Source organism: Paraburkholderia sp. OAS925 (assembly GCF_040543975.1).
Taxonomy (GTDB): Bacteria; Pseudomonadota; Gammaproteobacteria; order Burkholderiales; family Burkholderiaceae; genus Paraburkholderia; species Paraburkholderia graminis.
On the sequence record NZ_JBEUNO010000001.1, the window covers coordinates 2,618,398 to 2,642,943 of the forward strand.

A 24,546-nucleotide genomic window follows, 5' to 3' on the forward strand; every position below is an offset into this window, starting at 1 on the left:
AAGGAAGAAGAAGTGGTCGGAGTGGTGCGGATTATCGCGCGTCTTCAGTGCCATGCGGCGCGTCTTCAAACGCCGAAGCGCTCGATCACGAAGTCGATGAAGCTGGTCAGCTTGGGCGTGGCGCGCCGATCGCGCGGATAGACGAGATGCACGGGCGCGCCTTGCGGCAGATGCTCTTCCAGCACCGACACCAGTTCTCCGCTCTCGATCTCGCGTGCGAGCAGCGCCTCCGGTTGCAGCACGAGGCCGAAGCCGCGCAATGCGGCGACCTTGAGCGCCTGACCGTTATTCGCGCGAAAACGTCCTGCGCGGAGCGGGTTTTCCGTTGCGCTTTCGCCGCCGAGCCTCCATGTCCCCTCGCGGCCCCAATGCAGGAAACCGAGACATTCGTGATGCGCGAGATCGGCCGGCGTGCGCGGAATGCCCGCGCGCGCAAGGTACGCCGGCGACGCGCACGCGCGCATGCGATACGGCTTCAATGGCCGCGCGACAAAACTCGAATCCGGCAGATGGCCGATGCGCACCGCTGCGTCGAAACCTTCTTCGACGAGGTCCCTCATGCGGTTCGACAGGTCGAGTTCGAGCGTGACGTCGGGCCATGCGCTCAGATAATCGGTCATCGCCGAAGAGAAGACTTCGACGCCGTAGGTGAGCGGCACCGTCACCTTCAGCACGCCGCGCGGCGCGGCGGCCATCGCTTCGGCGAGCGACTCGGCGTCCTTCACGTCCGCGAGAATGCGCCGGCACTGCTCGTAGTATTGCCGGCCGATCTCGGTCAGGCTTTGACGGCGCGTGGTGCGCGTGAGCAGCCGCGTGCCGAGCCGCGTCTCGAGCGAACGGATGTGTTTGCCGACCATCGCCGACGAAATGTCGAAGCGCTCCGCTGCCGCCGTGAGGCTGCCCGCCTCCACCACGGCCACGAAAATCTCCATGCTGACGAATTTATCCACCCGCTATTTCCTGTTCGTTTCGGTTGTAAGCGTTTGTCGCACAAGAGCCGCATTGTAGGGATATCGTGATACTAATAGCGGCGACCGTAAGGATCGAGCGATCCGCATCATGACGCCTGGCGAGTTATCCGGCGTTATGTCACGTTATGCCGCGTCATGACGCGGAACGCTCGCCGCACGCACTGGTCCAATCGTCCCAATTCGAATAGACATCAGGAGTTTCGATGAAAAAAGCACTGGTCTTGCTGGCCTCCGCAGTCGCGATGAGCGGCGCATTCGCACAACAAGCCTCGGCGCCGGCAGCGGCGCCCTCGGGCACGGCCGCGTCCGCGCCCGCCGCGAAAGCTGGGCATGAGCGCAATGTCGAAGACCGCATCGCCTATCTGCATTCGCAACTGAAGATCACGCCCGAGCAGGAGCCGCAATGGAAAGCATTCGCCGACGTAATGCGCGGCAACGGCCAGACGATGGGCGAACTGTTCAAGGAACGCCGCGCCGCGACAAACCTGTCCGCGCTCGACGACATGAAGCAGTATGCGACCATCGCGCAGGCCCATGCGGACGGCGTGAAGAAACTGGTGGACGCATTCGATCCGCTCTACAACAGCTTCTCGCCGGAACAGAAGAAGCTCGCCGATACGACGTTCCATCGCGAAGGCGGTGCTGAGGGCGGGCGTCGTCATCACGGCAAGGGCAAGAGCGGCAAAGCGGCGCCGGCTCCGGCGAGCGATGCGACGGTGAAGCCTTAACGGATTGCAGGCGCGGTGCGTGATGCAAGCGGCGCGGTTCGAAGCTAGACGCCGTTTGTTCTGAGTGCCGCGCCCGCTTCGCGATGTGCGCCGGATTGCATCACGTCGAATCGGATCGCATCGCGTCCCGCACGTCGCACCGCAAAAGAAGCGCTCCGTAAGATGCGTCTGGCATGATGCGAGTCCGCGCTCGATCACATCGAGATCGCGGCGCCGCCGTCAACACACCTTCTGCCCCGCTTCATGAACCACCTGAAAAATCTCGACCTGAGCCAGGACCCCGCCGCCCGGCGTGTCGTCAAGGACGAAACGGTCAACGTCGAATTCGCCGCCACGCAAGGCGAACTGATGAGCCTCGAAGGCCCGAACCGCTATCTGCCAGGCGACGCGCTGATCACCGGCTCGACCGGCGACCGCTGGGTCGTGTCGCGTGAACGCTTCGACGCGAAGTATGTTCCCGCCGATGCCGCGCTCACGCACGGCGAGCCCGGCGCCTATCGCAACCGCCCGGCCGTCGTGCTCGCGAAAGAGATGCACGAAGCGTTTTCGCTGGCCCGCTCGGCGAACGGCGGCGACGTGCTGCGCGGCGTGGCCGGCGACTGGATCATGCAGTACGCGCCCGGCGATTACGGCGTCGTGCAGGCCGCGCGCTTCGCAAAGGTCTACCGTCTCGCGGACTAAAGCACGTCACGCGCGCGTTACGCAAATTCGTCGCCGAGATCCACGGTGACTTCGCGCGGCACCGCTTCGCCATTCGCATACTGTTCCTCGAGCGAGCCGATGCTCGCCTCGACATACGCGCGCAACACCGCGAAGCTGCGGCCGCGCAAGCGTGCAGGCAGCGCGCGGTAACGCGCGAGCGCCGCCGGCGCGATCTGCACCGTCATCACGATGCGTCGCGCGGTCGCGCCGAAGCGCATCGCGACCCAGTGAATCGCCAGCGTGGGCGTGCCGTCTTCGGCGGCACGCTGGATGAACTGCGTCTGCTCGGGAAAGAGATCGCTGATGACGCGCGCCAATTCCTCGAACTCGGGATTCGCGCAGTCGTATTGGTAAGCTTCCATGGATGTGCCGAAGGTCATAGGCATGCGGTGGATGGCCGTCGATTGTAAAGCAGCGGCTATCGAGGCCGCTGCGGCGCAGCGGCCGCAGCGACGCCATCATCCTAGCGAGGCAGTTCCGTCACAGCGTCCGCGACGGGACGCCGCAACGTCTTGAACAGCAATCCCACGACGACGACCGCTGCGAGCGCATAGACCGCATCGACCGCGGCAAGCGGCACGAGCTGCGCCTGGAACAGCGCGGCGGGCACGTCGACGAGCGCATGCAGCGCGATTGCGAGCGGCAGGATGCCGCGCCAGCCGGCGCGCAGCCCGCGCCACATCAGCACCGACAAACCGATCTGGAAGACGAGCGCCGCGATCCGTTCGAGCGCGAAAATGCCGGCTGTTTGCGGCGTCAGACTCGCGAGTATCAGGTGGATGCGCATCAATGATTCGGTCGGCAGATTGCTCAGATAGCTGTCGAGCTGGCCGCGGTTTTCGAACACGGCGAACAGAATCCATTGAACCTGCACCATTACGCCGACGAGCCACGCTTCCGCGCCGCCATGACCGAGTCCGTACGCGAGCGCGGTGCCGTCGTCGGTGCGCGGGGTTTGTTGCGCGGACGCGGGCGTTGCAGCCGCCCTTGCAGACGCACGCTTAATCAGCAGGCGCATGCCGATGAACCGCCCCACTTCCTCGCAGATTCCCGCGGCCAGCGCGCCATACACGACGAAGGCCAGCGGATGCGACAGGAACGTCGCGGTCGCCTCGTTCCGATGCAGCACATAATCGTTCAGCGCGCGCTCGATGACCATCGCGAACAGCGCGAATACGGCGATGCCGGCGATCGCCGGGCGCGGCTTCAGCGCAAGCGGCCGGCGCAGGCGGCGGTAAATGACAAACGGCAAAGCGGCGACGACGAGCGTCGCGAGCGCGAGGCTCGACAGAGTGAGCGGTGCAACGACCATGAGTTTCCTTGCGATGACTGGCGCGCACCCGCTGCGCGCCGCAGCCCGAATGATCGCAGATCGGCGGGAAACGGGCGGCGAAGTTCGCGAGGATGGGGGTGCGGCGAGTGGCGGGGGCGAATGACGTCGCGCGGTGTCGCGCAGTGCCGCGCAGTGCGCTCGCAGCGCGTGAGCCTGTCAGCTCGCCGTCGATGCCCGCACGATCAACTCCCCCGGCAGCAGACAATCGCGCGCCGTGGTCTGCACGCCCTCGATCCGCTCATGCAGAAACTCGACCGCGCGATAGCCGATGTCATAGGTCGGCTGGCGAATCGTCGTGATGCCGGTCAGTTCGGCCCACTCGGGGTCGTCGATGGAAAGCAGTGCGACGCGTGTCTGCCAGGCGTCGCCGTAACGCGCCTTCAGATGCAGCGCGAGCCGCAGCGCGACCGGCGCATTCGCCGCGAACACGGCGATGCGGGCATCAACGCCGATTCTGCCTGCGCGTTGATGCGCGGTGTCGATGGCGCGGTCCAGTTCGGCGAGGCTGTGATCTGTTTGCGCGACGTCGGCGAGATTGAGCACGAGCGTATGACCTTGCGCAGCGCTTGCATCAGCATCGGCATGGGCACCCGCATCCGCATGTGCCCGCATCGCGTCCCGAAACGCCGCCTCGCGCAGCCGCCGCGAGCTGACCTGCTCGAACGGCTGCACGACGAACCATATTTCCCGAAAGCCTCTGTCCAGCAGATGCCGCGTGCCCAGTTCCGCCGCCGCGCGATTGTCGAGTCCGACGATGTCGGCGGCGAGGCCTTCGACGGAACGATCGACGAGCACCGCCGGAATCCCGCCGCCGCCCACCGGCCGCAGCGTTTCCTCGCGCACGCCGAGCGCATTGACGATCACGCCTTCGACGCGATACGTGGTGAGCAGTTGCAGATAGCGCCGCTCCATCTCCACTTCGTTCGCCGCGTGGCAGATGAGCGGCATCAGGCCGAGCGCGTGGCATGCGGCCTCGACGCCTTGCAGCACTTCGACGGTATAAGGATTCGTGAGGTCGGCGAGCAGCATGCCGATCAGCCGGTTGCGGCCGCGCTTCAGGCCGCGCGCCATCTGATTCGGCTGATAGTCGAGCCGCTCGATCGCCGCCTCGATGCGCGCGCGCAGTTCCGGCGACAACACGCTCATCTCGCCGTTCAGGTAGCGCGAAATGCTGGTCTTGCCGGTGCCGGCTTCGCGCGCGACGTCGGTGATCGTCGCGCGGCGCGGCGCGCCTTGAGATGTGGGCGTCGCGCTCATCGCGTGCTCACGCTCGATGCCATACGACGCCCCATGCAACTCAAGGTGCAACGCAAGATGCGTCGCTTAACGAACGACCCGGCCGCCGAACGCTTCATCGCGACTGCCGTCACCGTTGCAATACTTCGCGATTGACGATGTTCGTCGTCAGCGTACCGGCGAGCGCGGCGACGAGGTTTTCGGCGGCATTGCGCGCCATCGCATGACGCGTCTCGTGCGTCGCCGAGCCGATGTGCGGCAGCGCGACCACGTTCGCCATCTGCAATAGCGGCGAGTCGGCGGGCAACGGTTCCTTCTCGAACACGTCGAGACCCGCGCCGTGAATCGTGCCGTTTCGCAGCGCGTCGATCAGCGCGCTTTCGTCGACGATCGCGCCGCGCGACGCGTTGATGAGGATCGCGCTTTTCTTCATCGACGCGAGTTCTTTTGCGCCGATCATGTGCCGCGTTTCTTCCGTGAGCGGCACTTGCAGACAGACGAAATCGGCAGTGGCGAGCAGTTCGGCCAACTCGACGCGGCGCGCGCCGTAAGCCGCTTCGGCCTCGGGGTTCGCGCTGCGGTTCGTATAGAGCACCTGCATGTTGAAACCGAGCGCCGCACGCCGCGCGACCGCGCCGCCAATGCGTCCCAGGCCGACGATGCCAAGCGTCTTGCCCTGCACGTCGACGCCGAATAGCGCGGGCCCGATGCTGTGCTGCCATTGCCCCGCCTTCACCCACGCGGCAAGCTCGACCACCCGGCGCGCGGACGCGAGGATCAGCGAGAACACCGTGTCCGCGGTGGATTCGGTCAGCACGTCCGGCGTGTGCGCGAGCACGATGCCGCGCCGCGTGAGATCGGCGACGTCGAACTGATCGAAGCCGACGGAGATCGTCGAGAGCGCTTTCAATCGCGTCGCGCCCTCGAGCATGGCCGGCGTGATCTTCACGCTCGCGCCGATGCCGCCGTCGGCCTCGCGCAACGCGGCGACGAACGCATCATGGCGGGCCGGGTCGACCTGCACCACTTCGACATGTTGTTGCAGATACGCAAGCACGTCTTCAGGCAACGACTTCCACGCGACGATCTTCTTCATCAGCTTATTTTCCTTGCAACGGTGTAGCGAGCTTGTGCCGCGGCGCTGCCGCCTGCTGTTGCGGCTTCACGATCAGCGTGAGGATAACGGCGGCGATCAGCGCGACGCTCATGAACGCGTACGATGCCGCGGGCGATCCCGTCGCGCCGTTCAGATAGCCGACCACATACGAGCCGACGAACGAACCGAGCGCGCCCATGCTGTTGATCAGCGCCATCGCGCCGCCCGCGACGTTCTTCGGCAGCAGTTCCGGCACGATCGCGAAGAACGGACCGTACGGCGCGTACATCGCGGCGCCGGCAATCACGAGCGCGGCATACGAGAGCCAGAAATGCGTGGAGCCGAGCGCATACGATGCCGCGAACGCGACCGCGCCGATCAGCAGGAACGGCCACACGAACACTTTACGGCGGTTGAGTTTATCCGATGCCCACGACGCCGCCAGCATCGCGATGGTCGCGGCGAGATACGGCAGCGCCGACAGCCAGCCGGTTTCGACCATGCCGAGCGTCGAGCCGTTCTTCAAAATGGACGGCAGCCACAGCACGAAACCATACACGCCGATGCTCCAGCAGAAGTACTGCGCACACAGCTTGATCACCGCCGACGAGCGGAACGCCTCGGCGTAATTGCGCACCGGCTTGATCGCGGCCTGCTCGGCGCGCAGCGTTTCGGCGAGCGTGTCCTTCTCCTGCTGCGTGAGCCACGACACCTGCTGCGGCTTGTCCTGCACGATGAACCACCAGCACACGGCCCACAGAATCGCGGGCACGCCCTCGGCGATGAACATATGGCGCCAGCCGAACGAGTGCACCAGATAACCGGACACGACCGACATCCACAACACCGTCACCGGATTGCCGAGAATCAGGAACGTGTTGGCGCGCGAGCGCTCGTTCTTCGTGAACCAGTTGCTGATGAAGATCAGCATCGCCGGCATCACCGCGGCCTCGACGACGCCGAGCACGAAGCGGATCACCATCAGCGACGGAATATTGCTGACCATGCCGGTCAACGCCGCGCAGCCGCCCCAGAGAACCAGGCTCCAGAACACGAGTTTCTTGACGCTGCGGCGCTCGGCGTAAATCGCGCCGGGAATCTGGAAGAAGAAATAACCGAGGAAGAACAGCGCGCCGATCAGCGACGACAATCCCTTGCTGATGCCCAGGTCCTGGTTGATGCCGGCGGCCGCCGCGAAACCGTAGTTCGCGCGGTCGAGATAAGCGAGGCTGTAGGTGATGAATACGATCGGCATGATCGTCCACCAGCGGCGGATCGCGAGAGATGAAGTCATGGGGTGTCTCCTTTTACGGCTTCCCGAAACAATGATGGACGGAGCTGGTGCGGCGCTTGTCGAGCGCTCTTGCTGTTATCGGTGCGCGGCTCGCGCCGTGCTTTGCTGGATCTGTCTTCGTTGCGCGCGGCGCTTCGATGCGTGTGCTTGCCGTTTCGATGCATGCGTGTGCCGCTGGCTGCCGGTGCGTGCGCGCGCTCGCCAGTGCGCGCCGCCTCTGCCGCCGAGGCGCCTGCGCCACGTTCGCCGCGCCTGCGCGTCATGCCGCATGCGCGACGCTCGCCGCATCATCGCGTTCGAGCGCATCGAGTTCGGCGCGGCTCGGCAAGCCTTCCGAATCGCCGATCACCTGAATCGCCAGCGCGCCGATACGGTTGCCGCGCGCGACCGCCTGGGGCAGCGTCTTGCCTTCCAGCAGCGCACTGATCACGCCGACGGCGAAGCCGTCGCCCGCGCCGACCGTATCCACGACGTTCGCGACCGGCTGGCCGGCGATCATCGCGGCATCGTCGGCGGTGCGGAAGTACGCGCCCTCGGCGCCGAGCTTGACGATCACGCCGCGCGCGCCCCGCTCCAGATAAAAGCTGGCGATGTCCTCGGGCTGCGTGTAGCCGGTCAGAATCTCGCCCTCGCCGATGCCGGGCAGCACCCAGTCAGCGAGCGCGGCCAACGAGTTCAAGCCTTCGACCATCGCGGCGCGCGACGGCCACAGCGTCGGGCGCAGGTTGGGATCGAACGAAATGGTCTTTCCGCGCTGCGCGCATCTCACGTGCCAGATGAAACGCGAGTTCGCGCGAGCTCTCCGAGATTGCCGGCGCGACGCCGGTCAGATGCAGATGACGCGCGGGCAACACGTAGTCCGCCACGTAATCCGCGACCGACAGGTGACTCGCCGCCGAGCCGCGGCGGAAATATTCGACGGCGGGATCGCTGCCGTCGTCGTTCTTCGACTTGAGCTGGAAGCCGGTCGGATAGCGCTCGTCCGTGGTGACGCAACGCTGGTCGATGCCTTCTCTCGTCAACGTGTCGCGCACGTACTGGCCGAATGAATCGTTGCCGACGCGGCTCATCCAGCCGACCTTGAAGCCGAGCCGCGCAAGGCCGATCGCCACGTTCAGGTCGGCGCCCGCGATGCGTTTCGTGAACTGGCCGACGCGCGCGAGCGGGCCGGTTTCGGCGGCCACGAACATGGCCATGGCTTCGCCGTAGGTGATGATGTCCAGTGCTGCGGGCGGGTTGGTCATGCGTTGCTCCTGCTTGTGCGTCGGGCTTGTGGTGCGGTGGTGCGGTTGCTGCGGTTGGTGCCTTGGTGCCTTGGTGCCTTGGTGCCTTGGTGCCTTGGTGCCTTGGTGCCTTGGTGCTGTTGCTGCTGTTGCTTCTGTTGTTATGTCTTGTTTGCTGCTCGTTCTCTCAGGTTCTGGCTCTCGGCTTTCGGCTGTCGGCTTTTCGCTTTCGGCTCTTGGCTGCTCGCTCTCGGCCGCTGACTCTAGGCTGCTGACTCTCGGGCCTCAGTCCTCGCCACCGCCTACGCTGCGGCCAACCAGGCGACGCGCCGCGTGGCGTCGTCGTCGATGCAGGCGGGATCGAGCGGAAACTCGATCCCGCGCGGCACGCGGCGCGGCAGCCGGTCCAGCACGGCGGCGAAGCGCGCATCGTCGGCAGCCGGCGCGGCCGCAAAACGCCGCGCGCCCTCGCCCGCCGCGATCTTGCAATGCACGTACTCGACGTAAGGCGCGAGCGCCACAGCGGCGTCGAGCGCGGGCACGCCGCACCACGCCCAGTTGCCGACGTCGAACGTCATGCCGAGCAGATCCGCGTGACCTTCGCGCTGCAGTCCGTCGAACAGGCCGACGAACTGATGCAGCGAACCACCCTGCGTCAGTTGCCCGTTTTCGACGACGAGCCGAACGTTCGCGCCGTGCAATTGCGCGGCGATCGCGTCGCCGTGCGCGCGGTCCGCGAAGCCGCCGAGTTGCAGTTTGACGAAGCGCGCGCCGAGGGCCGTCGCTTCATCCACTGCGCGCCGCAGCGCGGCCGCGTCGAGCTGACCGTCTCCGGCGTACAGCGACGCCGGTGTCGAGTACACCGACCACAGGCCCAGCTCCGCAATCTGCTTGCCCAGTACCGCGAGGCACGCCGGCTCCGCGTCGGCTTCGTCGCCGAACAGCTCGCGACGCACTTCGAAACCGGTCGCCCGGGCGCGCCGGCTCGCCTCCGCCCACTTGCGATGACCCGCCGTGCGCACCGCGTCGGCGCCGAAAGCGCTGGCAACAATCGCTACTTCCACTGCATCCGTCATGTCGTCACTACCGTGTGTTTCGTCCCGCTTCCATCTATGGAACCGGTTCCAAAGGCGGATTTCAAAAAAGCGCCGAAGCGCTTGCGATAGGCGAATAGTGCGCTTGGGTTCGTGTCGGAGACCATAGTGGAAATCCCCAGGCGGGGCTGTGGGCTGTGTTGGCACGGCGCGCCGCAGCGCTCGGTGTCTACGCCCCATCCTCCAGACACAACGCCAAAAACCGCTTGACCGCACGCGACGGCGCGCTCGCGTGCGGCACGACAATCGACAGCCGCCGCGTCAGCGGCTCGGGGCTCAGCGAGAACACGCGCAGCGCGCCGTTTTCGTGCCGCATCGACATTGCCGAGACGAAGCCGATGCCCATGCCCGCCCGCACCGCTTCCTTGACGCCTTCGACGCCGGCAATTTCCAGCGCCACGCGCATCGGCACGCCCGCGCGGGCAAACGCACGCTCGACGACTTGCCGCACGCCCGAGCCCGCCTCGCGCACGATCAGCGGCTCCGCGCCGAGCGCGGCAAGGTCAAGCCCGGCATTTGCCGCATTTGCCGCGTCTGCTCCCATCCCCTCCGCGAGCCGATGCGTGCGCGGCATGATCGCCACGATCTCGTCCTCGCGCCACGCGTGCACGGCCGTATCCGGCGGCAGGTCGGTGCCGACCGGCCCCTCGATCAGTGCGATGTCGACCGAGCCGAGCGCGCCGACGATGTCGGTCGTATTGCCGTCGGCGGTATGCAGCGTCACGTCCGGATACTGCCGATGAAAATCCGCGATCAGGTAAGGCAGCAGATAACTGGCGGGCGTGGTGGTCGCGCCGATCCGCAGCGTGCCGTGTTCGAGGCCGCGCAGCGCGTCGCGGTACGCATGCGCCTGGCGCCAGGTGTCGCGCAGCCGCGCGGCGTACTGCGCGAGTTGCTCGCCCGCGGGCGTCAGACGCACGCCGCGCCCGTCGCGCTGATAAAGCGGCTCGCCGAATTCATCCTGAAGCTGGCGCAGTTGCCCCGACACCGCCGGCTGCGACAAATGCAGAGCCAGCGCGGCGCGGCTGATGTTCAGATGCTCGGCGACGGCGGCAAACGTTATAAGCTGATCAGGGGTCATCGCAACGAACTATCGGCAGCGCGGATAGTTTCCATTCTAAATCACGATTTTTCATATTCATATATCTAACTTAGGATTAGACCCATCGACTCAGTCAGTCCAAAGGCTGCACCCATGACCACCGCCCGCCTCACCGCCGCCACCGCCGAAGCGTCATCCGCCCGCGGCCAGCTCAACGGCATTCTGTTCGTCGCCCTGTTCGCCGCCGCCGTCACGCGCATCGCCCAGATCCCTGCGATTGCGGGGCTGGGGCTGAGCCCGCTGATCGTCGGTATCGTCGCCGGCGCGATTTACGGCAACGCGCTGCGCGACGGCATGCCGGCAAGCTGGGCGGCCGGCGTCAATTTTTCCGCGCGCAAGCTGCTGCGCATCGCCGTCGCGTTCTTCGGCCTGCGCGTGAGCCTTCAGGAAATCGCCCAGGTCGGTTTGCCGGGCCTCGCCGAATCGGTGTTGATCGTCGTGAGCACGCTCGTAATCGGCACGTGGGCCGGCATGAAAATCATGAAGCTCGACCGCGACACCGCGCTGCTCACCGCTGCGGGCAGCGCGATCTGCGGTGCCGCGGCCGTGCTCGCCTTCGAGTCGACGCTGCAATCCAAGCCGCACAAAAGCGCGATGGCGGTGGGCAGCGTCGTGCTGTTCGGCACGCTCTCCATGTTCCTCTACCCGGTTCTCTTCAAGGCGGGCTGGCTGCATCTCGACACGACGGGCGCCGGACTCTTTTTTGGCGGCACGATTCACGAGGTCGCGCAGGTGGTCGGCGCGGCGAGCAACGTAAGCCCGGAAGCGACGCATATCGCCACCATCGTCAAGATGACTCGCGTGATGCTGCTCGTGCCGGTGCTGCTCGTGGTCGGCTTGTGGGTCAACCGTGCGGCGCGCCGCGACGTTGACGCATCGTCTGCCAGCTCGCAACAAGGCGCTTCGGTTCAACAGCGTCGTCCGGGCAAGCTCGCGATTCCCTGGTTCGCGCTCGGCTTCCTCGCCTTCGTCGTGATCAACTCGCTGCACGTGCTGCCGCAAGCCGCCACCAGCACGCTCAACACGCTCGACACCTTCGCGTTGACCATGGCCATGACCGCGCTCGGCATCGAAACGCGCATTTCGCAAATCCGCGAGGCAGGTCCGCGTGCGCTGACCACGGGCTTCATCCTGTACGTGTGGCTGATTGCGGGCGGACTGGGTATCACATGGGCTGTCCAGCACTTCTTCGGCTAAGCCGCACTTCGCCCGAACACACCCCGCCGCGTGCGGGGTTTCGTGCGTCTGGGAAAGCATCCGGCCGCGCCGCGCGGCATACTGGCTGGCGTGCGAGAAACGCGAACAACGCAAACGACGCGAACGACGCAAAACAGCATCGCCAGCGCCCGCAGCAGCAAGCGCGACGCGTTCCGCACACCCTTCCCGCAACCCGAATGAGGACAGATCGATGAGCCTGGAACTCTACTATTGGGACGGCCTGCAAGGCCGTGGCGAATTTGTGAGGCTCGCGCTGGAAGAAGCCGGCGCGGACTATGTCGAAGTGGCGCGCGGCGAGCCGTCCGAAGGTCTCGGCACCGGCGCGATGATGGCGGTCATGAAAAGCAGGGACGAGCCCTATCCGCCGTTCGCTCCGCCGTTTCTGAAAGACGGCGACCTGGTGATCGCGCAGACCGCGAACATCCTCTTTTATCTCGGACCGCGCCTGAATCTCGCGCCGTCCGTGGAAAGCTTGCGCTACGTCGCAAACGGCCTGCAATTGACTATCGCCGACGTGGTGACCGAAGCCCACGACACGCATCACCCGCTTGCGGCCAGCCTCTACTACGAAGACCAGAAAGACGCCGCGAAAACGCGCGCGCATGATTTCATCGACAACCGGATTCCGAAGTTCATGAAGTATTTCGAGCGCGTGCTGAAACAGAATCCGGCCGGCGACACCTTCATGGTCGGCGACTCGCTCACCTACGTCGATCTCTCGATGTTCCAGTTGATCGACGGACTGCTTTACGCCTTCCCGCGCGCGCTGAAGCGCTTCGGCGAGCAGTATCCGCGGCTCGCCGCCTTGCATGCCGCGGTGATGGAGCGGCCGAATATCGCCGCCTATCTGCAGTCCGAGCGCCGCATTGAACATAACGAGGCGTGCATCTTCAGGCACTATCCCGAACTCGACAAGGCGGCGGCTTGAGCCGCGCCGCCCTTCCCCGTTCACGTCCGGCAGCGCGCCCGCTTCGTCCAGCGGGCGCGCTGCTGTTACCGTGCGCGCTTTTCAACGCTTCTTCCCGCTCCGTACCGCCGACGTGCTTTCATTCCTGCTGAAGCTGCGCACCCGCGCGCAAGATCTTTTCCGTCTCTCCGACGCCCATACGATGCTGGTCTGGTCGGTGGTGGTCGGCGTCGCGGGCGCCTTTGCGACGATCGCCTTTCGCCGCGGCATCGAGATCCTGCAACTGCTGGTGGCCGGCAAGGCCGGCAGCTTTGTCGAAATGGCGCGCAGCCTGCCGTGGACGGTGCGCATCTGGCTGCCGGCGGCGGGCGGCCTGATCGCCGGTTCGCTGCTGCTGATCGCCCGTCGTCACGCCGACAAATGCAATCACATCGACTACATGGAGGCGGTGGCGATCGGCGACGGCGTGGTGCCGGTCAAGCTGAGTCTGTGGCGCAGCGTCTCGTCGCTGTTCACGATTGCAAGCGGCGGCTCGATCGGCCGTGAAGGTCCGATGGTGCAGCTTGCCGCGCTCGCGGCCTCGCTGATCGGGCGCTGGGTGCACTTCGATCCGCCGCGGCTGCGCCTGCTGGTGGCCTGCGGCGCGGCGGCCGGCATCACCTCGGCGTATAACGCACCGATCGCGGGTGCGTTCTTCGTCACCGAGATCGTGCTCGGCTCGATCGCGATGGAAAGCTTCGGGCCCGTGGTCGTCGCGGCAGTCGTCGCCAACATCACGATGCGCGAATTCGCCGGCTACAAGCCGCCGTATGAAATGCCGGTGTTTCCGCCGGTGGCGGGCGTCGAGGTGTTGCTGTTCGTCGCGCTCGGTCTGCTGTGCGGCGCAGCCGCGCCGCAGTTTCTGCGGCTGCTCGACGGCTCCAAGGCGCTGTTCGGCAAGCTGCCGTTGCCGCTGCCCGCGCGGCTTGCGCTCGGCGGGCTCGTGGTCGGCATTCTGTCCGTATGGACGCCCGAGGTGTGGGGCAACGGCTACAGCGTCGTCAACTCCATCCTGCATTCGCCGTGGACGTGGACCGCGCTCGTCGTCGTGCTGGTGTTCAAGCTGGTGGCGACCGCGGCCACTGCCGGTTCGGGCGCCGTGGGTGGCGTGTTCACGCCGACGCTGTTCGTCGGCGCGGTGGTCGGCTCGCTGTTCGGGCAGAGCATGCACGCGTTGTGGCCGCACGGCACCTCGGCGCCGTTCGCGTATGCGATGGTCGGCATGGGCGCCTTCCTCGCGGGCGCGACGCAGGCGCCGCTGATGGCGATCCTGATGATCTTCGAGATGACGCTCAGCTACCAGGTGGTGTTGCCGCTCATGCTTTCGTGCGTCGTCGCGTACTTTGTCTCGCGGGCGATCGGCAAGACGTCGATGTACGAAATCACGCTGCGCCGCAATCAGGAAGAGCAGGAACGCACGCGCCTGCGCGCGACGCAGATGCGCGAGCTGATCCGCCCTGCGCAGACCGTCGTGCCGCCCAATGCGACCGTGCACGACATGACGCGCGTGTTCCTCGAATATCCGGTCAAGTATCTGTATGTGGCGAACGAATCGGGCGCGTTTCTCGGCGTCGTCGCGCTGAAGGACATCACGTCCGATCTGCTCGACAAGCGCGATACCTCGACGCGAACCGCCGCCGACTATCTTCAGCCGCACTTCGACGTGCTCACGCCCGACATGCCGCTCGGCGTCGCGTTGCAGCACTTCATGGCGTTCCAGGGCGAGCGCCTGCCGGTTGTCGAAAGCGCCGCGCATCCGCGGCTTGCGGGCGTGGTTTATAAAACGTCGCTGCTGGACGCGTACTTCCGCATGAATCCGACGCGCTGAGCACGGCTCCGCACGCGGGCGGCGCGCCCGTGCAAAGCATCGCAGAATCTCTACAATGAAAAGACGCTGTGGCGGCATCGGCAGCGCGAGCTTACGCCAGGCCGGGCGAGCGCGACGCCCGCCATCCGATCGGAGGGAAGATGAGCGAACCGTCCCTTGACGCCGCGCGCCGCGACCAGGCGGGCTGGATTTTCCTGCATATCGAAGGTGAGCCGTACGATCGCGGCGAACAGCACGGCCAACTGCTCGCAGCCGAAATCCGCAACGCAATCCGCACCGCCCGCTACCTTGCGAAATGGGACACCGGCGAAGAGTTCGACACCTTCGTCGAGGCCGCCGTCTCGCAGTTCGCCAACAAGCTCGACACCGAATTCGCCGACGAAATTCAGGGCATCGCGGACGGCGCGAAACTGCCGTTCGCCGAAGTGCTCGCGTGGAACGGCTACATGGACCTGCTGCAAAGCTGGTGGCCCGCGCACGCGGCCCAGCAAAAGCCCGGCCTCGGACTCAAGCCCTGGCGCGGCCGGCGCGGCCATCATTGCAGCGCGTTCATCGCAACGGGCAACGCCACGCGCGACGGCCGCATCGTGATGGCGCACAACTCGTGGGACCGCTACGCCGCGGGCGACGCGTTTAACGTCATCTTCGACATCGTGCCCGACGAGGGCAACCGCATTCTGATGCAGGGCCTGCCGGGCTGCATTTCGAGCCTCACCGATTTCTGGGTCACGGCCGCGGGACTGATGGTGACGGAGACGACCATCTCGAACTTCGTCGGCTACAACGCGGCGGGCGCGCCCGAGTTCTACCGTTCTCGACGCGCGTCGCAATACGCGAACAGCATCGGCGAATGGTGCGAAATGTTTGCCGTGGCGAACAACGGCGGCTACGCGAATAGCTGGCTGCTCGGCGACATCAAGACCGGCGAGATCGCGCGCTATGAACTGGGGCTGCACTACTCCGGCTTCGAGAGCACGAAGGACGGCTTCTACAGCGGCTACAACACGGCGACCGATCTGAAGATCCGCAACCAGGAATGCATCGGCGAAGGCGAGGACTATACCGACGTGCGCAAGAACGGCGCGCGGCGTCTGCGCTTCATGCAGCTCGAGGAGATGCACCGCGGCAAGATCGACGTCGAGCTCGCGAAGGCGATGATCGCCGATCATCACGACGTCTATCTCGATCGCAACGACAACCCGTGTTCGCGCACGATCTGCGGACATCTGGAACTGGACGACGCGCGTTTCGGCGGCTCGGATCACGGGCCGTTCAATCCGTGGGGCGCGAACGACGGCAAGGTGGTCGACAGCGAGATGGCGCGCGACATGGCGTTCTCGGCGCGCTGGGGACATCCGTGCGGCCGGCCGTTCGACGCCCAGGCGTTCATGAAGCGGCATCCGCAGTGGAACTGGCTGAACGGCTATATGCGCGACCGGCCGTCGTGGCCGTGGACGCGCTTCGATGTGCTGAGGTAGCGGCGGCGTGCAAGGATGGAGCGACGCGAGCTTCGCGACGCGCGAACAGCCGCTCGCGCGATCAGCCGTGCCGCGCCGCCGCGCCTGCAAACTGCTGAACACCACTGCCTTTTGACTGCCATTCCCGCGCCATCATCGGCGATTTACAATGGGTGGTCACGAGGCGCGCGGCAAGCTTGCTTTGCAGGCCGCTGGGCAAGCATTACGCGCCCCGCCCGACCAAAGCGCGCGGCCTTTGCAGCCCGGCCTCGCGCGGCTTGCGCTTTCCTTTCGACGCGGGGACGGCACAGCCCTTGCTGAATGCTTAGCGCCGCATGAGCTTAGGAGGTCGGGCATGAAAACCTCGACACTGTTGACCATGGTGACGCTGTCCGCTTCGTGCTTTGCCGCGCCGGTTCACACCGCGCAGGACGGCACGCCGGCGAGCACCCTCGCCGAACGCGCGAACGCCGCGCCAGTCGCCCCCGCAGCGCCTGACGTGGCCGTCACGGACGACAATCGTCCGCAGCAATGGCAGCATATCGTCCTGCCGAAGTCGCGACATCCGGAGCGTGGGTTTGCGGCGCGCAATGAGCGCTTGCAGACCTGACAGCAGCGCCCGTTGCGTGGCTTTGCTCGGTCCGCTTCGACCGAGGGGTCGAGTGCGGCGAACCGGCCGGCAATACGGAGTTCCGGCTCGCGGCGGTCCGCGTGCGGCTTGAGCGGCGCCGGCGGCTTGTGCGGCTCGGGCGGCGCCGCGATTCATTCCAACTTTATCTGCAGGAGCGCTTGCATGACGGCATCGTCCATCCCCGGGGAATCCATCGACTTGCAGATCTCCGACGTACTCAGCGAAATCCATTTCCCCGCCAACAAGGACGCACTCGTCGACGCGGCGCGCGAGGCAGGTGCGAGCAACGAAGTCCTGTCGATGCTCGACGGCCTGCCTGAGCAGGACTACGCGGACGTCGATTCGGTCACGCGGCTGATCGGCGGCAATTTCGGGCCGGGACTCAGTGTGTGAGTTTGTCCGCAGGTGAGTGCGGGCGCAGGTGAGCGCGGTCAAAAGCCCGACCTAAAGGCGACCTAAGCGCGACCTAAGCGCCGCCGCTCGCGCCCCGCTCCCGCGCACAAACGTTCCAGACGCGCCTCGTCCGCGCGCGCTATGCTCTTTCCCGAGACAGCAACCCTCTTTGGAAGGAGCACCACATGTCCGACGTCCAGCCAGAACAACAAACCTACCGCGCGATCAATTTCGCTGAAAAACTCGCGCTGTTCCAGGACCAATGGCAAGCGCGCGTCGTTGCCGAAATGAACGACTATCAGTTCAAGGTCGTGCGCATCGAAGGCGATTTCGTGTGGCACGAGCATGCCGACACCGACGAGACTTTCATCGTGCTGGACGGCCAGTTGCGCATCGACATGCGCGACGGTTTCGTGACGCTGTCGGCGGGAGAAATGTTCGTCGTGCCGAAAGGCACCGAACACAAGCCGTTCGCGGAGCGCGAAGTGAAGCTGCTGCTGATCGAGCCGCGCGGCGTCAAGAACACTGGCGAAGCAACCAACGAACGCACGGCCGTCAACGATCTCTGGATCTAGCCCGGCGCCGTTGCGAGACCGGCGGCGGCGCCCGCTCGTGGCCGCACATGCCGGACTCCGCAACCCGCGAGCGCACCTGCACGCTTCGCATGTCGCGAATCGCGCGCCGGCGCCGTGAAGTCCGACTCGAAATGCTCGACGAGGTGATCGACGAAAGTCCGCACCTTCGCCGGCAAGTGAAGGCGGCTCGGATAGACAATCGTGATCTCGATCTCGGGCAGGCGGTAATCGCCGAGCAGTTCGACAAGCCGGCCCGACGCCAGGTCGCGGCCAATCAGATAGCTCGGGCAGAATCGCGACGCCCATGCCGAGCAGCGCGAACTGCCGCAGCATTTCGCTATTGTTCGCGGCAATCGCGTTGGTGGTCCTCACGCGCACGAGCCCTTCCGGTCCGCTGAACACACGCTCCTCGCCGCCCTGCTCGGGCGCCCGGCTCAGACACGGATGACGCAACAGATCGTCGGGGCGCGTCGGCGTGCCGTGCTGCGCGAGATAGGCCGGCGTCGCACAAACGGTTAGCTGACAGGTGGTGAGTCGCCGCGTGACGATGCTCGCACTGCGCGCCGGACGCCCGACCATGATGCCCACGTCGAAACCTTCTTCGACGAGATCCGCCTGGCGGTCGGCGAGCGTCACATCGGGCACGACGTCCGGATAGCGCGCCGCGTACGACTGCACGGCCGGCGCGAGGCTTTGCAGCCCGAACACCACCGGCGCGACGATCCGTAGGGTGCCGACCGGCTCGTGATGGCGCGCGGCCAGCATCTGCTCGACGCCTTCGAGATCGTCGAGCAGATGACGCACGCGCTCCAGATAGGTCGCGCCCGACTCCGTCAGCGACAGACGGCGCGTGGTGCGATTGAGCAAACGGGCGCCGAGGCGCGCTTCCAGATCGGCCACATGGCGCGTGACGACAGCGGTGGAAAGATCCAGCGCGTTTGCCGCGCGGACGAAACTGCCGAGGTCCGCCACTTTGACGAACACGCGCATGGACTGCAATTGATTCATGGGGCGACTCCTGCGTCGAGATGCCGGGCCGGGCGCGCGCTGCCGCCTCCATCACCCCGCGCGGCAAAGCTCGCGCGGATTTGCCCAACGAATCGATTGTATCGACCTGACCTGTCCCAACCCTGACCTCTACATGACAATCCCGCCAGCTTGGCCGATGCGTGCGCGCGACGTTTCACCCGTGATTGCGGAGTCAGACTAGGTATAAACCCTTAGATGCTGGTAAGATGGCGCCTGAACAATTTCACCGCTAGCTATTTCGTCAGCCTCTAGCCATGCCACACCGTTTCCAGCTTCTCGAAAAAATCGCGTTTTCTCTGGTCTGCTGGTCCGCCGCAGCCTGCTCGGCGTTTATCGCTTACGAGCGCTGCCCGGACATCAAGGTCGTTCTTCATGCGGGTAAAGAAGTCCTGCGCTACAGCGGCGAATATTCGTTCGTGTGCGCGAGCCCCGTCGTCGATACCTGCACGCAGTTCACGACAAACTGATTCCCGCAGCGGGACTTATGCGCAAAGGCGTGGGGCATCTTCAGCCCCACGCATGCTCGCGCTTCACGCGCCCTCGCGCGCTTTAAGCACCTCGCGCCCTCAGGCGCTGCGCCCGTACACCACGCGCGCGAAAAATCCAGCCAGCACCGCTTCTGCCGTTTCACTCGGCACATTCTGCGGATCGACCGTGTAGAAGAACTGCACGCCGTCGCACAAACCCATCAAGCCCAGCGCCAGCGTCGCGGCCGGCAGCGGCAGCGGTGTGCCGACCCGCTCCGAGAACTCGCTCACATACGCGGCGAGCTGCTCGAGCTTCTCGTGCATGAACGCGTTGAACCGCAGCCGGAAGCGGCCGTCGCGCACCGCCAGCAGCTTCGCCTCGACCCACAGCAAAAAACATTTGTTCTCGCGATGCAGGTTGCTGTAGTAGCGCATCACGCGCTCTTCCATTTGCTCGCGCGTGACCGCCTCTTCGAAAATCGCGCGCAAGCCCGCCTGCATGGCCTCGTGGTCGCGCCGCAGCAGTTCCAGGAACAGTTCGTTCTTGCTGCGGAAGTTCGAATAGAACGCGCCGCGCGTGTAGCCCGCCGCCGCGGCGATGTCCTCGACACTCGCCGCGACAAAGCCCTTCTTCATAAAAGTTGCCTGCGCAGCGTCGAGCAGACGCTGCCGCGTCTGGTCTTTGCTTTGCTCGCGTGTGAGTCTTTGCCGTTTCATGGGCGCAAGTCTAGCACCGAAAAGAATTCTAATTCACATCGACATTCAGATACAGGTGTGTATTAGAATGCGAGGCATCATTGAAAATCAGATGCGTATGCCAATTGCATGACCGGGCGTGCGCTCTTCGCTGGTATGCCGCTGCGGCCTGCCATGTTCTTCGCTGTTTCCGGTTGGGGTCATTGTGAAGCGTCCCGGTTTCCGCGCATCTGAAGCGATGCGCCAGCAGTCTCCTCGCCTCGCGGGGCAACGGCGTGCGCGCCGCCTCGCCGTTGCGCTCGCGCTTGCGGGCGTCGTCGCGTTGAGCGCGTGTTCGAAAAAGGAAGCCGCGGCGCCCGAGCCGCGGCCCGTCGTGGCCGTCGCCGTTCATGCGGACGGCAACGCCGCGCCCGTCGCGTCGCTGCCCGGCGAGGTGCAGGCGCGTTATTCGACGCCGCTGTCGTTTCGCGTCGGCGGAAAAATCGTCGAGCGGCGCGTGCGTCTTGGCGACGTGGTGAAGAGCGGCCAGATCGTCGCCCGCCTCGATCCCGCGGATGCGCAAAAGAACGCTGCGAGCGCGCAGGCGCAGCTCGCCGCCGCCGAGCACAGCTATCAATACGCGAAGCAGCAGCTCGACCGCGACCGGGCGCAAGCCAAGGAAAATCTGATCGCCCCCGCGCAACTTGAGCAGACCACCAACGCATATGCGTCGGCCGCTGCGCAGCGCGATCAGGCGGCGCAGCAGGCGGCGTTGTCGAAAGATCAGTTGCAATACACGACGCTCGCCGCCGATCACGCCGGCGTGATCACCGCCGAGCAGGCTGACACAGGTCAGAACGTGTCGGCGGGCCAGGCCGTCTACAACCTCGCGTGGAGCGGCGAACTCGACGTGGTCTGCGACGTGCCGGAAAGCGCGCTCGCCGGCCTCTCCGTCGGGCAAACGGCGAACGTCACGCTCGGCGCACTGCCTGGCCGCAAGTTCACGGCGCGCGTGCGCGAACTGTCGCCCGCCGCCGATCCACAGAGCCGCACCTATCGCGCGAAACTCACGCTCGAGAATCCTGGGCCCGACGTGCGCCTCGGCATGACCGCGGACATCGCGCTGTCGGCGCGTTCGTCTTCGGCGGCGAGCAACGCCGAAGGCGAGCACGGCTTTTTCGTGCTGCCGTCCACCGCGCTCTTTCACGACGGCACGCAGCCGGCCGTGTGGGTCGTGCGAGCGGCGGACAGCGCGCTGGAGCTGCGCCGCGTCACGGTCGCGCGCTATAACGAGCGCACGATCGTCGTGAGCCAGGGCCTGAAGAACGGCGAACACGTCGTGCTGCAAGGCGTGCATACGGTCAGCGCCGGTGAGAAAGTCCGCGCGATTGCGCCACTGCATCCCGAGGACTTCGCTTCATGAGCGCGACGCACGAAGAAGGACGCTTCAATCTGTCCGCGTGGGCGCTGCGCCATCAGGCGCTGGTCGTCTTCCTGATCGCACTGGCCACCGCGTTCGGCGCCCTCGCCTACACGCGCCTCGCGCAATCCGAAGACCCGCCGTTCACGTTTCGCGTGATGGTGATCCGCACCTTCTGGCCCGGCGCGACCGCGCGCCAGGTCCAGGAACAGGTGACGGACCGCATCGGCCGCAAGCTGCAGGAAACGCCCGCCATCGACTTCGTGCGCAGCTACTCGCGCCCCGGCGAGTCGCTGATGTTCTTCACGATGAAAGACTCCGCGCCCGTGAAGGACGTGCCCGAAACCTGGTATCAGGTGCGCAAGAAAGTCGGCGACATCGCCGCGACCTTGCCGCAAGGCGTTCAGGGTCCGTTCTTCAACGACGAATTCGGCGACGTCTACACCAACATCTTCACGCTCGAAGGCGACGGCTTCTCGCCCGCGCAACTGCACGATTACGCGGACCAGTTGCGCACTGTGCTGCTGCGCGTGCCCGGCGTCGCCAAGGTGGATTACTTCGGCGATCCCGATCAGCACATCTACGTCGAGATCACGAACACGCAGCTCACGCGGCTCGGCATTTCGCCGCAACAACTCGGGCAGGCGATCAACTCGCAGAACGCGGTGTCGCAGGCGGGCACGCTGACCACGACCGACGACCGCGTGTTCGTGCGTCCCACCGGCCAGTTCAAGGACGTGAACGCGCTTGCCGACACGCTGATCCGCATCAACGGCCGCTCGTTCCGTCTCGGCGACATCGCGACGATCAAGCGCGGTTACGACGATCCGGTCGTCACGCAGATGCGCGCGGGCGGCAAGGCGGTGCTCGGCATCGGCGTGACGATGCAGCCGGGCGGCGACGTGATCCGTCTCGGCAAGGCGCTCGACGCGCAAATGGTCGGCCTGCGCAAGGCGCTGCCCGCCGGTTTGCAATTGACCGAAGTGTCGAGCATGCCGCACGCCGTCGCTCATTCCGTCGACGACTTCCTGGAAGCCGTGGCCGAAGCCATCGCGATCGTGCTGGTGGTGAGCCTGGTGTCGCTCGGCGTGCGCACCGGCATGGTGGTGGTCATCTCCATTCCGGTCGTGCTCGCCGTCACCGCGCTGTGCATGTACATGTTCGACATCGGACTGCACAAGGTATCGCTCGGCACGCTCGTGCTTGCGCTCGGCCTGCTGGTCGACGACGCGATCATCGCCGTCGAAATGATGGCCGTGAAGCTCGAGCAGGGCTGGAACCGCACGCGCGCCGCGGCGTTCGCCTACACCAGCACGGCATTTCCGATGCTGACCGGCACGCTCGTCACCGTCGCGGGCTTTCTGCCGATTGCCTTGGCCAAGTCGAGCACCGGCGAATACACGCGCTCCATTTTCGAAGTCTCGGCGATCGCGTTGATCGCGTCGTGGCTCGCGGCGGTCGTGCTGATTCCGCTGCTCGGTTTTCACCTGCTGCCCGAGCGCAAGCGCGAGGCGCACCACGCTCCTGATCACGAACACGACATCTACGACACGGGCTTCTATAAGCGTCTGCGCGGCTGGATCGGCTGGTGTATCGAGCGGCGCTTCATCGTGCTCGCCATCACCATCGTGCTGTTCGTCGTGGCGATGGCCAGCTTCGCGCTGGTGCCGCAGCAGTTCTTCCCGAGTTCGGACCGGCCCGAACTGCTGGTGGACGTGCGGCTGCCCGAAGGCGCATCGTTCGACGCGACCTTGCGCGAAGCGAAACGGCTCGAAAAGGTACTTGTGGGACGCCCTGAAATCGATCACTCGGTGGACTTCGTCGGCACCGGTGCGCCGCGTTTTTATCTGCCGCTGGACCAGCAACTGACGCAGCCGAATTTCGCGCAGTTCGTGATCACCGCAAAGTCCGTGGAAGAGCGCGAGAAGCTCGCGCAATGGCTCGAGCCCGAACTGCGCAATAACTTTCCCGCGATTCGCACGCGCCTGTCGCGCCTCGAAAACGGGCCGCCGGTCGGCTATCCCGTGCAGTTTCGCGTGAGCGGCGACGACATCGCGACGGTGCGCTCGATCGCCGAGCGAGTCGCCGCGACGCTGCGCGCCGACCGCGATACGCGCAACGTGCAGTTCGATTGGGACGAGCCGGCCGAACGCTCGGTGCGCTTCGAAGTCGACCAGACAAAAGCGCGCGAACTGGGCGTGAGTTCAGACGACATTTCGAGCTTCCTCGCGATGACGCTGTCCGGCTATACCGTCACGCAGTATCGCGAGCGCGACAAGCTGATCAGCGTCGATCTGCGCGCGCCGAAAGCCGAGCGCGTGGACCCGGCGAAGCTCGTCACGCTCGCCATGCCCACGCCGAACGGCGCGGTGCCGCTCGGCACGCTCGGGCATCTGCGCAACGATCTTGAGTACGGCGTGATCTGGGAACGCGACCGTCAGCCGACCATCACCGTGCAGTCCGACGTCGCGCCGGGCGCGCAAGGCATCGACGTGACGCATGCCGTCGACAAGGCGCTCGCGCCGATTCGCGCGAGCTTGCCTGTCGGCTACCGGATCGAGATAGGCGGTTCCGTCGAAGAAAGCGGCAAAGGCCAGGCGTCGATCAATGCGCAAATGCCGATCATGATCGTCGTCGTGCTCACATTGCTGATGATCCAGTTGCAGAGCTTCGCGCGCGTGCTGATGGTGGTGCTGACGGCGCCGCTCGGATTGATCGGCGTGGTCTTCACCCTGCTGCTGTTCGGCAAGCCGTTCGGCTTTGTCGCGATGCTCGGCGTGATTGCGATGTTCGGCATCATCATGCGCAATTCGGTGATTCTGGTCGACCAGATCGAGCAGGACATCGCCTCGGGGCAAAAGCGCTTCGACGCGATTGTCGGCGCGACCGTGCGGCGCTTCCGGCCGATCACGCTGACCGCTGCCGCCGCCGTGCTCGCGCTGATTCCGCTGTTGCGCTCGAACTTTTTCGGGCCGATGGCCACCGCGCTGATGGGCGGCATCACGAGCGCGACCGTCCTCACCTTGTTCTATCTGCCGGCTCTCTACGCGCTGTCGTTCCGCGTACGCAACGACGAGCGCGAGCCGCAAACGCCGCCCGAATCCGGCGCGGCGCACACGGGAAATTGA

At 65.4% G+C, this 24,546-nt stretch carries 21 protein-coding genes and 2 pseudogenes; 12 read left to right on the forward strand and 11 right to left on the reverse strand.

Annotated elements, in window-relative coordinates; all coding sequences use genetic code 11:
• Positions 1 to 65: 65 nt before the first annotated feature.
• Positions 66 to 950, reverse strand: a complete 885-nt coding sequence (locus tag ABIE53_RS11430) for a LysR family transcriptional regulator (protein WP_006051716.1) — start codon at positions 948 to 950, stop codon at positions 66 to 68.
• Between the two features lie 224 nt (positions 951 to 1,174).
• Between ABIE53_RS11430 and ABIE53_RS11435 the strand changes: the two genes are divergently transcribed.
• Positions 1,175 to 1,699, forward strand: coding sequence for a Spy/CpxP family protein refolding chaperone (locus ABIE53_RS11435; protein WP_006051717.1), 525 nt, complete (start codon positions 1,175 to 1,177; stop codon positions 1,697 to 1,699).
• A gap of 243 nt (positions 1,700 to 1,942) precedes the next feature.
• On the forward strand, positions 1,943 to 2,380 hold the full coding sequence (locus ABIE53_RS11440; RefSeq protein ID WP_029968587.1) for a PGDYG domain-containing protein: 438 nt from the start codon (positions 1,943 to 1,945) through the stop codon (positions 2,378 to 2,380).
• A gap of 17 nt (positions 2,381 to 2,397) precedes the next feature.
• On the opposite strand, the gene ABIE53_RS11445 is transcribed toward ABIE53_RS11440, so the two are convergent.
• From ABIE53_RS11445 to ABIE53_RS11480, 8 genes and pseudogenes are all read right to left on the reverse strand, one after another.
• The gene (locus ABIE53_RS11445; protein WP_029968588.1) at positions 2,398 to 2,763 is read right to left on the reverse strand and encodes a DUF3022 domain-containing protein; all 366 of its coding nucleotides are present in this window, start codon (positions 2,761 to 2,763) and stop codon (positions 2,398 to 2,400) included.
• A 101-nt stretch (positions 2,764 to 2,864) separates the two neighbouring features.
• Complete coding sequence (locus ABIE53_RS11450; RefSeq protein ID WP_107706767.1) at positions 2,865 to 3,713, reverse strand: YhfC family intramembrane metalloprotease; 849 nt, start codon at positions 3,711 to 3,713, stop codon at positions 2,865 to 2,867.
• Between the two features lie 177 nt (positions 3,714 to 3,890).
• The gene (locus ABIE53_RS11455) at positions 3,891 to 4,991 is read right to left on the reverse strand and encodes a LacI family DNA-binding transcriptional regulator (protein WP_107706766.1); all 1,101 of its coding nucleotides are present in this window, start codon (positions 4,989 to 4,991) and stop codon (positions 3,891 to 3,893) included.
• Positions 4,992 to 5,100: 109 nt separating this feature from the next.
• Positions 5,101 to 6,066: a 2-hydroxyacid dehydrogenase gene (locus ABIE53_RS11460; protein ID WP_107706765.1), complete on the reverse strand. Its 966-nt coding sequence runs from the start codon at positions 6,064 to 6,066 to the stop codon at positions 5,101 to 5,103.
• Positions 6,067 to 6,070: 4 nt separating this feature from the next.
• On the reverse strand, positions 6,071 to 7,360 hold the full coding sequence (locus tag ABIE53_RS11465; RefSeq protein WP_053858166.1) for an MFS transporter: 1,290 nt from the start codon (positions 7,358 to 7,360) through the stop codon (positions 6,071 to 6,073).
• A gap of 259 nt (positions 7,361 to 7,619) precedes the next feature.
• Positions 7,620 to 8,604 (reverse strand): annotated as a pseudogene (locus ABIE53_RS11470) (sugar kinase).
• Positions 8,605 to 8,885: 281 nt separating this feature from the next.
• Positions 8,886 to 9,659, reverse strand: coding sequence for a sugar phosphate isomerase/epimerase family protein (locus ABIE53_RS11475; protein WP_107706763.1), 774 nt, complete (start codon positions 9,657 to 9,659; stop codon positions 8,886 to 8,888).
• Positions 9,660 to 9,846: 187 nt separating this feature from the next.
• Positions 9,847 to 10,758, reverse strand: a complete 912-nt coding sequence (locus ABIE53_RS11480; RefSeq protein ID WP_006051726.1) for a LysR family transcriptional regulator — start codon at positions 10,756 to 10,758, stop codon at positions 9,847 to 9,849.
• Positions 10,759 to 10,872: 114 nt separating this feature from the next.
• On the opposite strand from ABIE53_RS11480, the gene ABIE53_RS11485 reads away from it, so the two are divergent.
• From ABIE53_RS11485 to ABIE53_RS11515, 7 genes are all read left to right on the forward strand, one after another.
• Positions 10,873 to 11,976 carry a YeiH family protein gene (locus tag ABIE53_RS11485; protein WP_053858169.1) on the forward strand — a complete coding sequence of 368 codons (1,104 nt, stop codon included), beginning with the start codon at positions 10,873 to 10,875 and terminating at the stop codon, positions 11,974 to 11,976.
• Between the two features lie 211 nt (positions 11,977 to 12,187).
• Positions 12,188 to 12,925 (forward strand): glutathione S-transferase, encoded by a 738-nt coding sequence (locus ABIE53_RS11490; RefSeq protein WP_029968598.1) that lies wholly within the window; start codon positions 12,188 to 12,190, stop codon positions 12,923 to 12,925.
• Between the two features lie 112 nt (positions 12,926 to 13,037).
• A complete protein-coding gene (locus tag ABIE53_RS11495) occupies positions 13,038 to 14,771 on the forward strand; it encodes a ClcB-like voltage-gated chloride channel protein (RefSeq protein ID WP_029968599.1) in 1,734 nt (577 codons plus the stop codon).
• Between the two features lie 140 nt (positions 14,772 to 14,911).
• On the forward strand, positions 14,912 to 16,249 hold the full coding sequence (locus ABIE53_RS11500) for a C45 family autoproteolytic acyltransferase/hydrolase (RefSeq protein ID WP_029968600.1): 1,338 nt from the start codon (positions 14,912 to 14,914) through the stop codon (positions 16,247 to 16,249).
• A 334-nt stretch (positions 16,250 to 16,583) separates the two neighbouring features.
• Entirely contained in the window at positions 16,584 to 16,838 is a 255-nt protein-coding gene (locus ABIE53_RS11505) for a hypothetical protein (RefSeq protein WP_029968601.1), read from the forward strand.
• 183 nt (positions 16,839 to 17,021) lie between these two features.
• Positions 17,022 to 17,252: a DUF2795 domain-containing protein gene (locus ABIE53_RS11510; RefSeq protein ID WP_006051732.1), complete on the forward strand. Its 231-nt coding sequence runs from the start codon at positions 17,022 to 17,024 to the stop codon at positions 17,250 to 17,252.
• A 185-nt stretch (positions 17,253 to 17,437) separates the two neighbouring features.
• Positions 17,438 to 17,827, forward strand: a complete 390-nt coding sequence (locus ABIE53_RS11515) for a cupin domain-containing protein (RefSeq protein WP_006051733.1) — start codon at positions 17,438 to 17,440, stop codon at positions 17,825 to 17,827.
• Here the strand turns inward: ABIE53_RS11515 and ABIE53_RS11520 are convergent.
• A pseudogene (locus ABIE53_RS11520) lies at positions 17,824 to 18,835 on the reverse strand (LysR family transcriptional regulator). The gene ABIE53_RS11515 and the pseudogene ABIE53_RS11520 sit on opposite strands and share 4 nt — an antisense overlap.
• A 275-nt stretch (positions 18,836 to 19,110) precedes the next feature.
• Between ABIE53_RS11520 and ABIE53_RS11525 the strand changes: the two are divergent.
• On the forward strand, positions 19,111 to 19,323 hold the full coding sequence (locus tag ABIE53_RS11525) for a hypothetical protein (RefSeq protein ID WP_006051735.1): 213 nt from the start codon (positions 19,111 to 19,113) through the stop codon (positions 19,321 to 19,323).
• Between the two features lie 99 nt (positions 19,324 to 19,422).
• Here the strand turns inward: ABIE53_RS11525 and ABIE53_RS11530 are convergent, their stop codons facing one another.
• Positions 19,423 to 20,040 (reverse strand): TetR/AcrR family transcriptional regulator, encoded by a 618-nt coding sequence (locus tag ABIE53_RS11530; RefSeq protein ID WP_029968608.1) that lies wholly within the window; start codon positions 20,038 to 20,040, stop codon positions 19,423 to 19,425.
• 217 nt (positions 20,041 to 20,257) lie between these two features.
• On the opposite strand from ABIE53_RS11530, the gene ABIE53_RS11535 reads away from it, so the two are divergent.
• Together ABIE53_RS11535 and ABIE53_RS11540 are read left to right on the forward strand one after the other, a co-directional pair.
• Positions 20,258 to 21,421: an efflux RND transporter periplasmic adaptor subunit gene (locus ABIE53_RS11535; RefSeq protein ID WP_107706762.1), complete on the forward strand. Its 1,164-nt coding sequence runs from the start codon at positions 20,258 to 20,260 to the stop codon at positions 21,419 to 21,421.
• On the forward strand, positions 21,418 to 24,546 hold the full coding sequence (locus ABIE53_RS11540; RefSeq protein ID WP_053858173.1) for an efflux RND transporter permease subunit: 3,129 nt from the start codon (positions 21,418 to 21,420) through the stop codon (positions 24,544 to 24,546). The genes ABIE53_RS11535 and ABIE53_RS11540 overlap by 4 nt, the downstream gene beginning before the upstream one ends.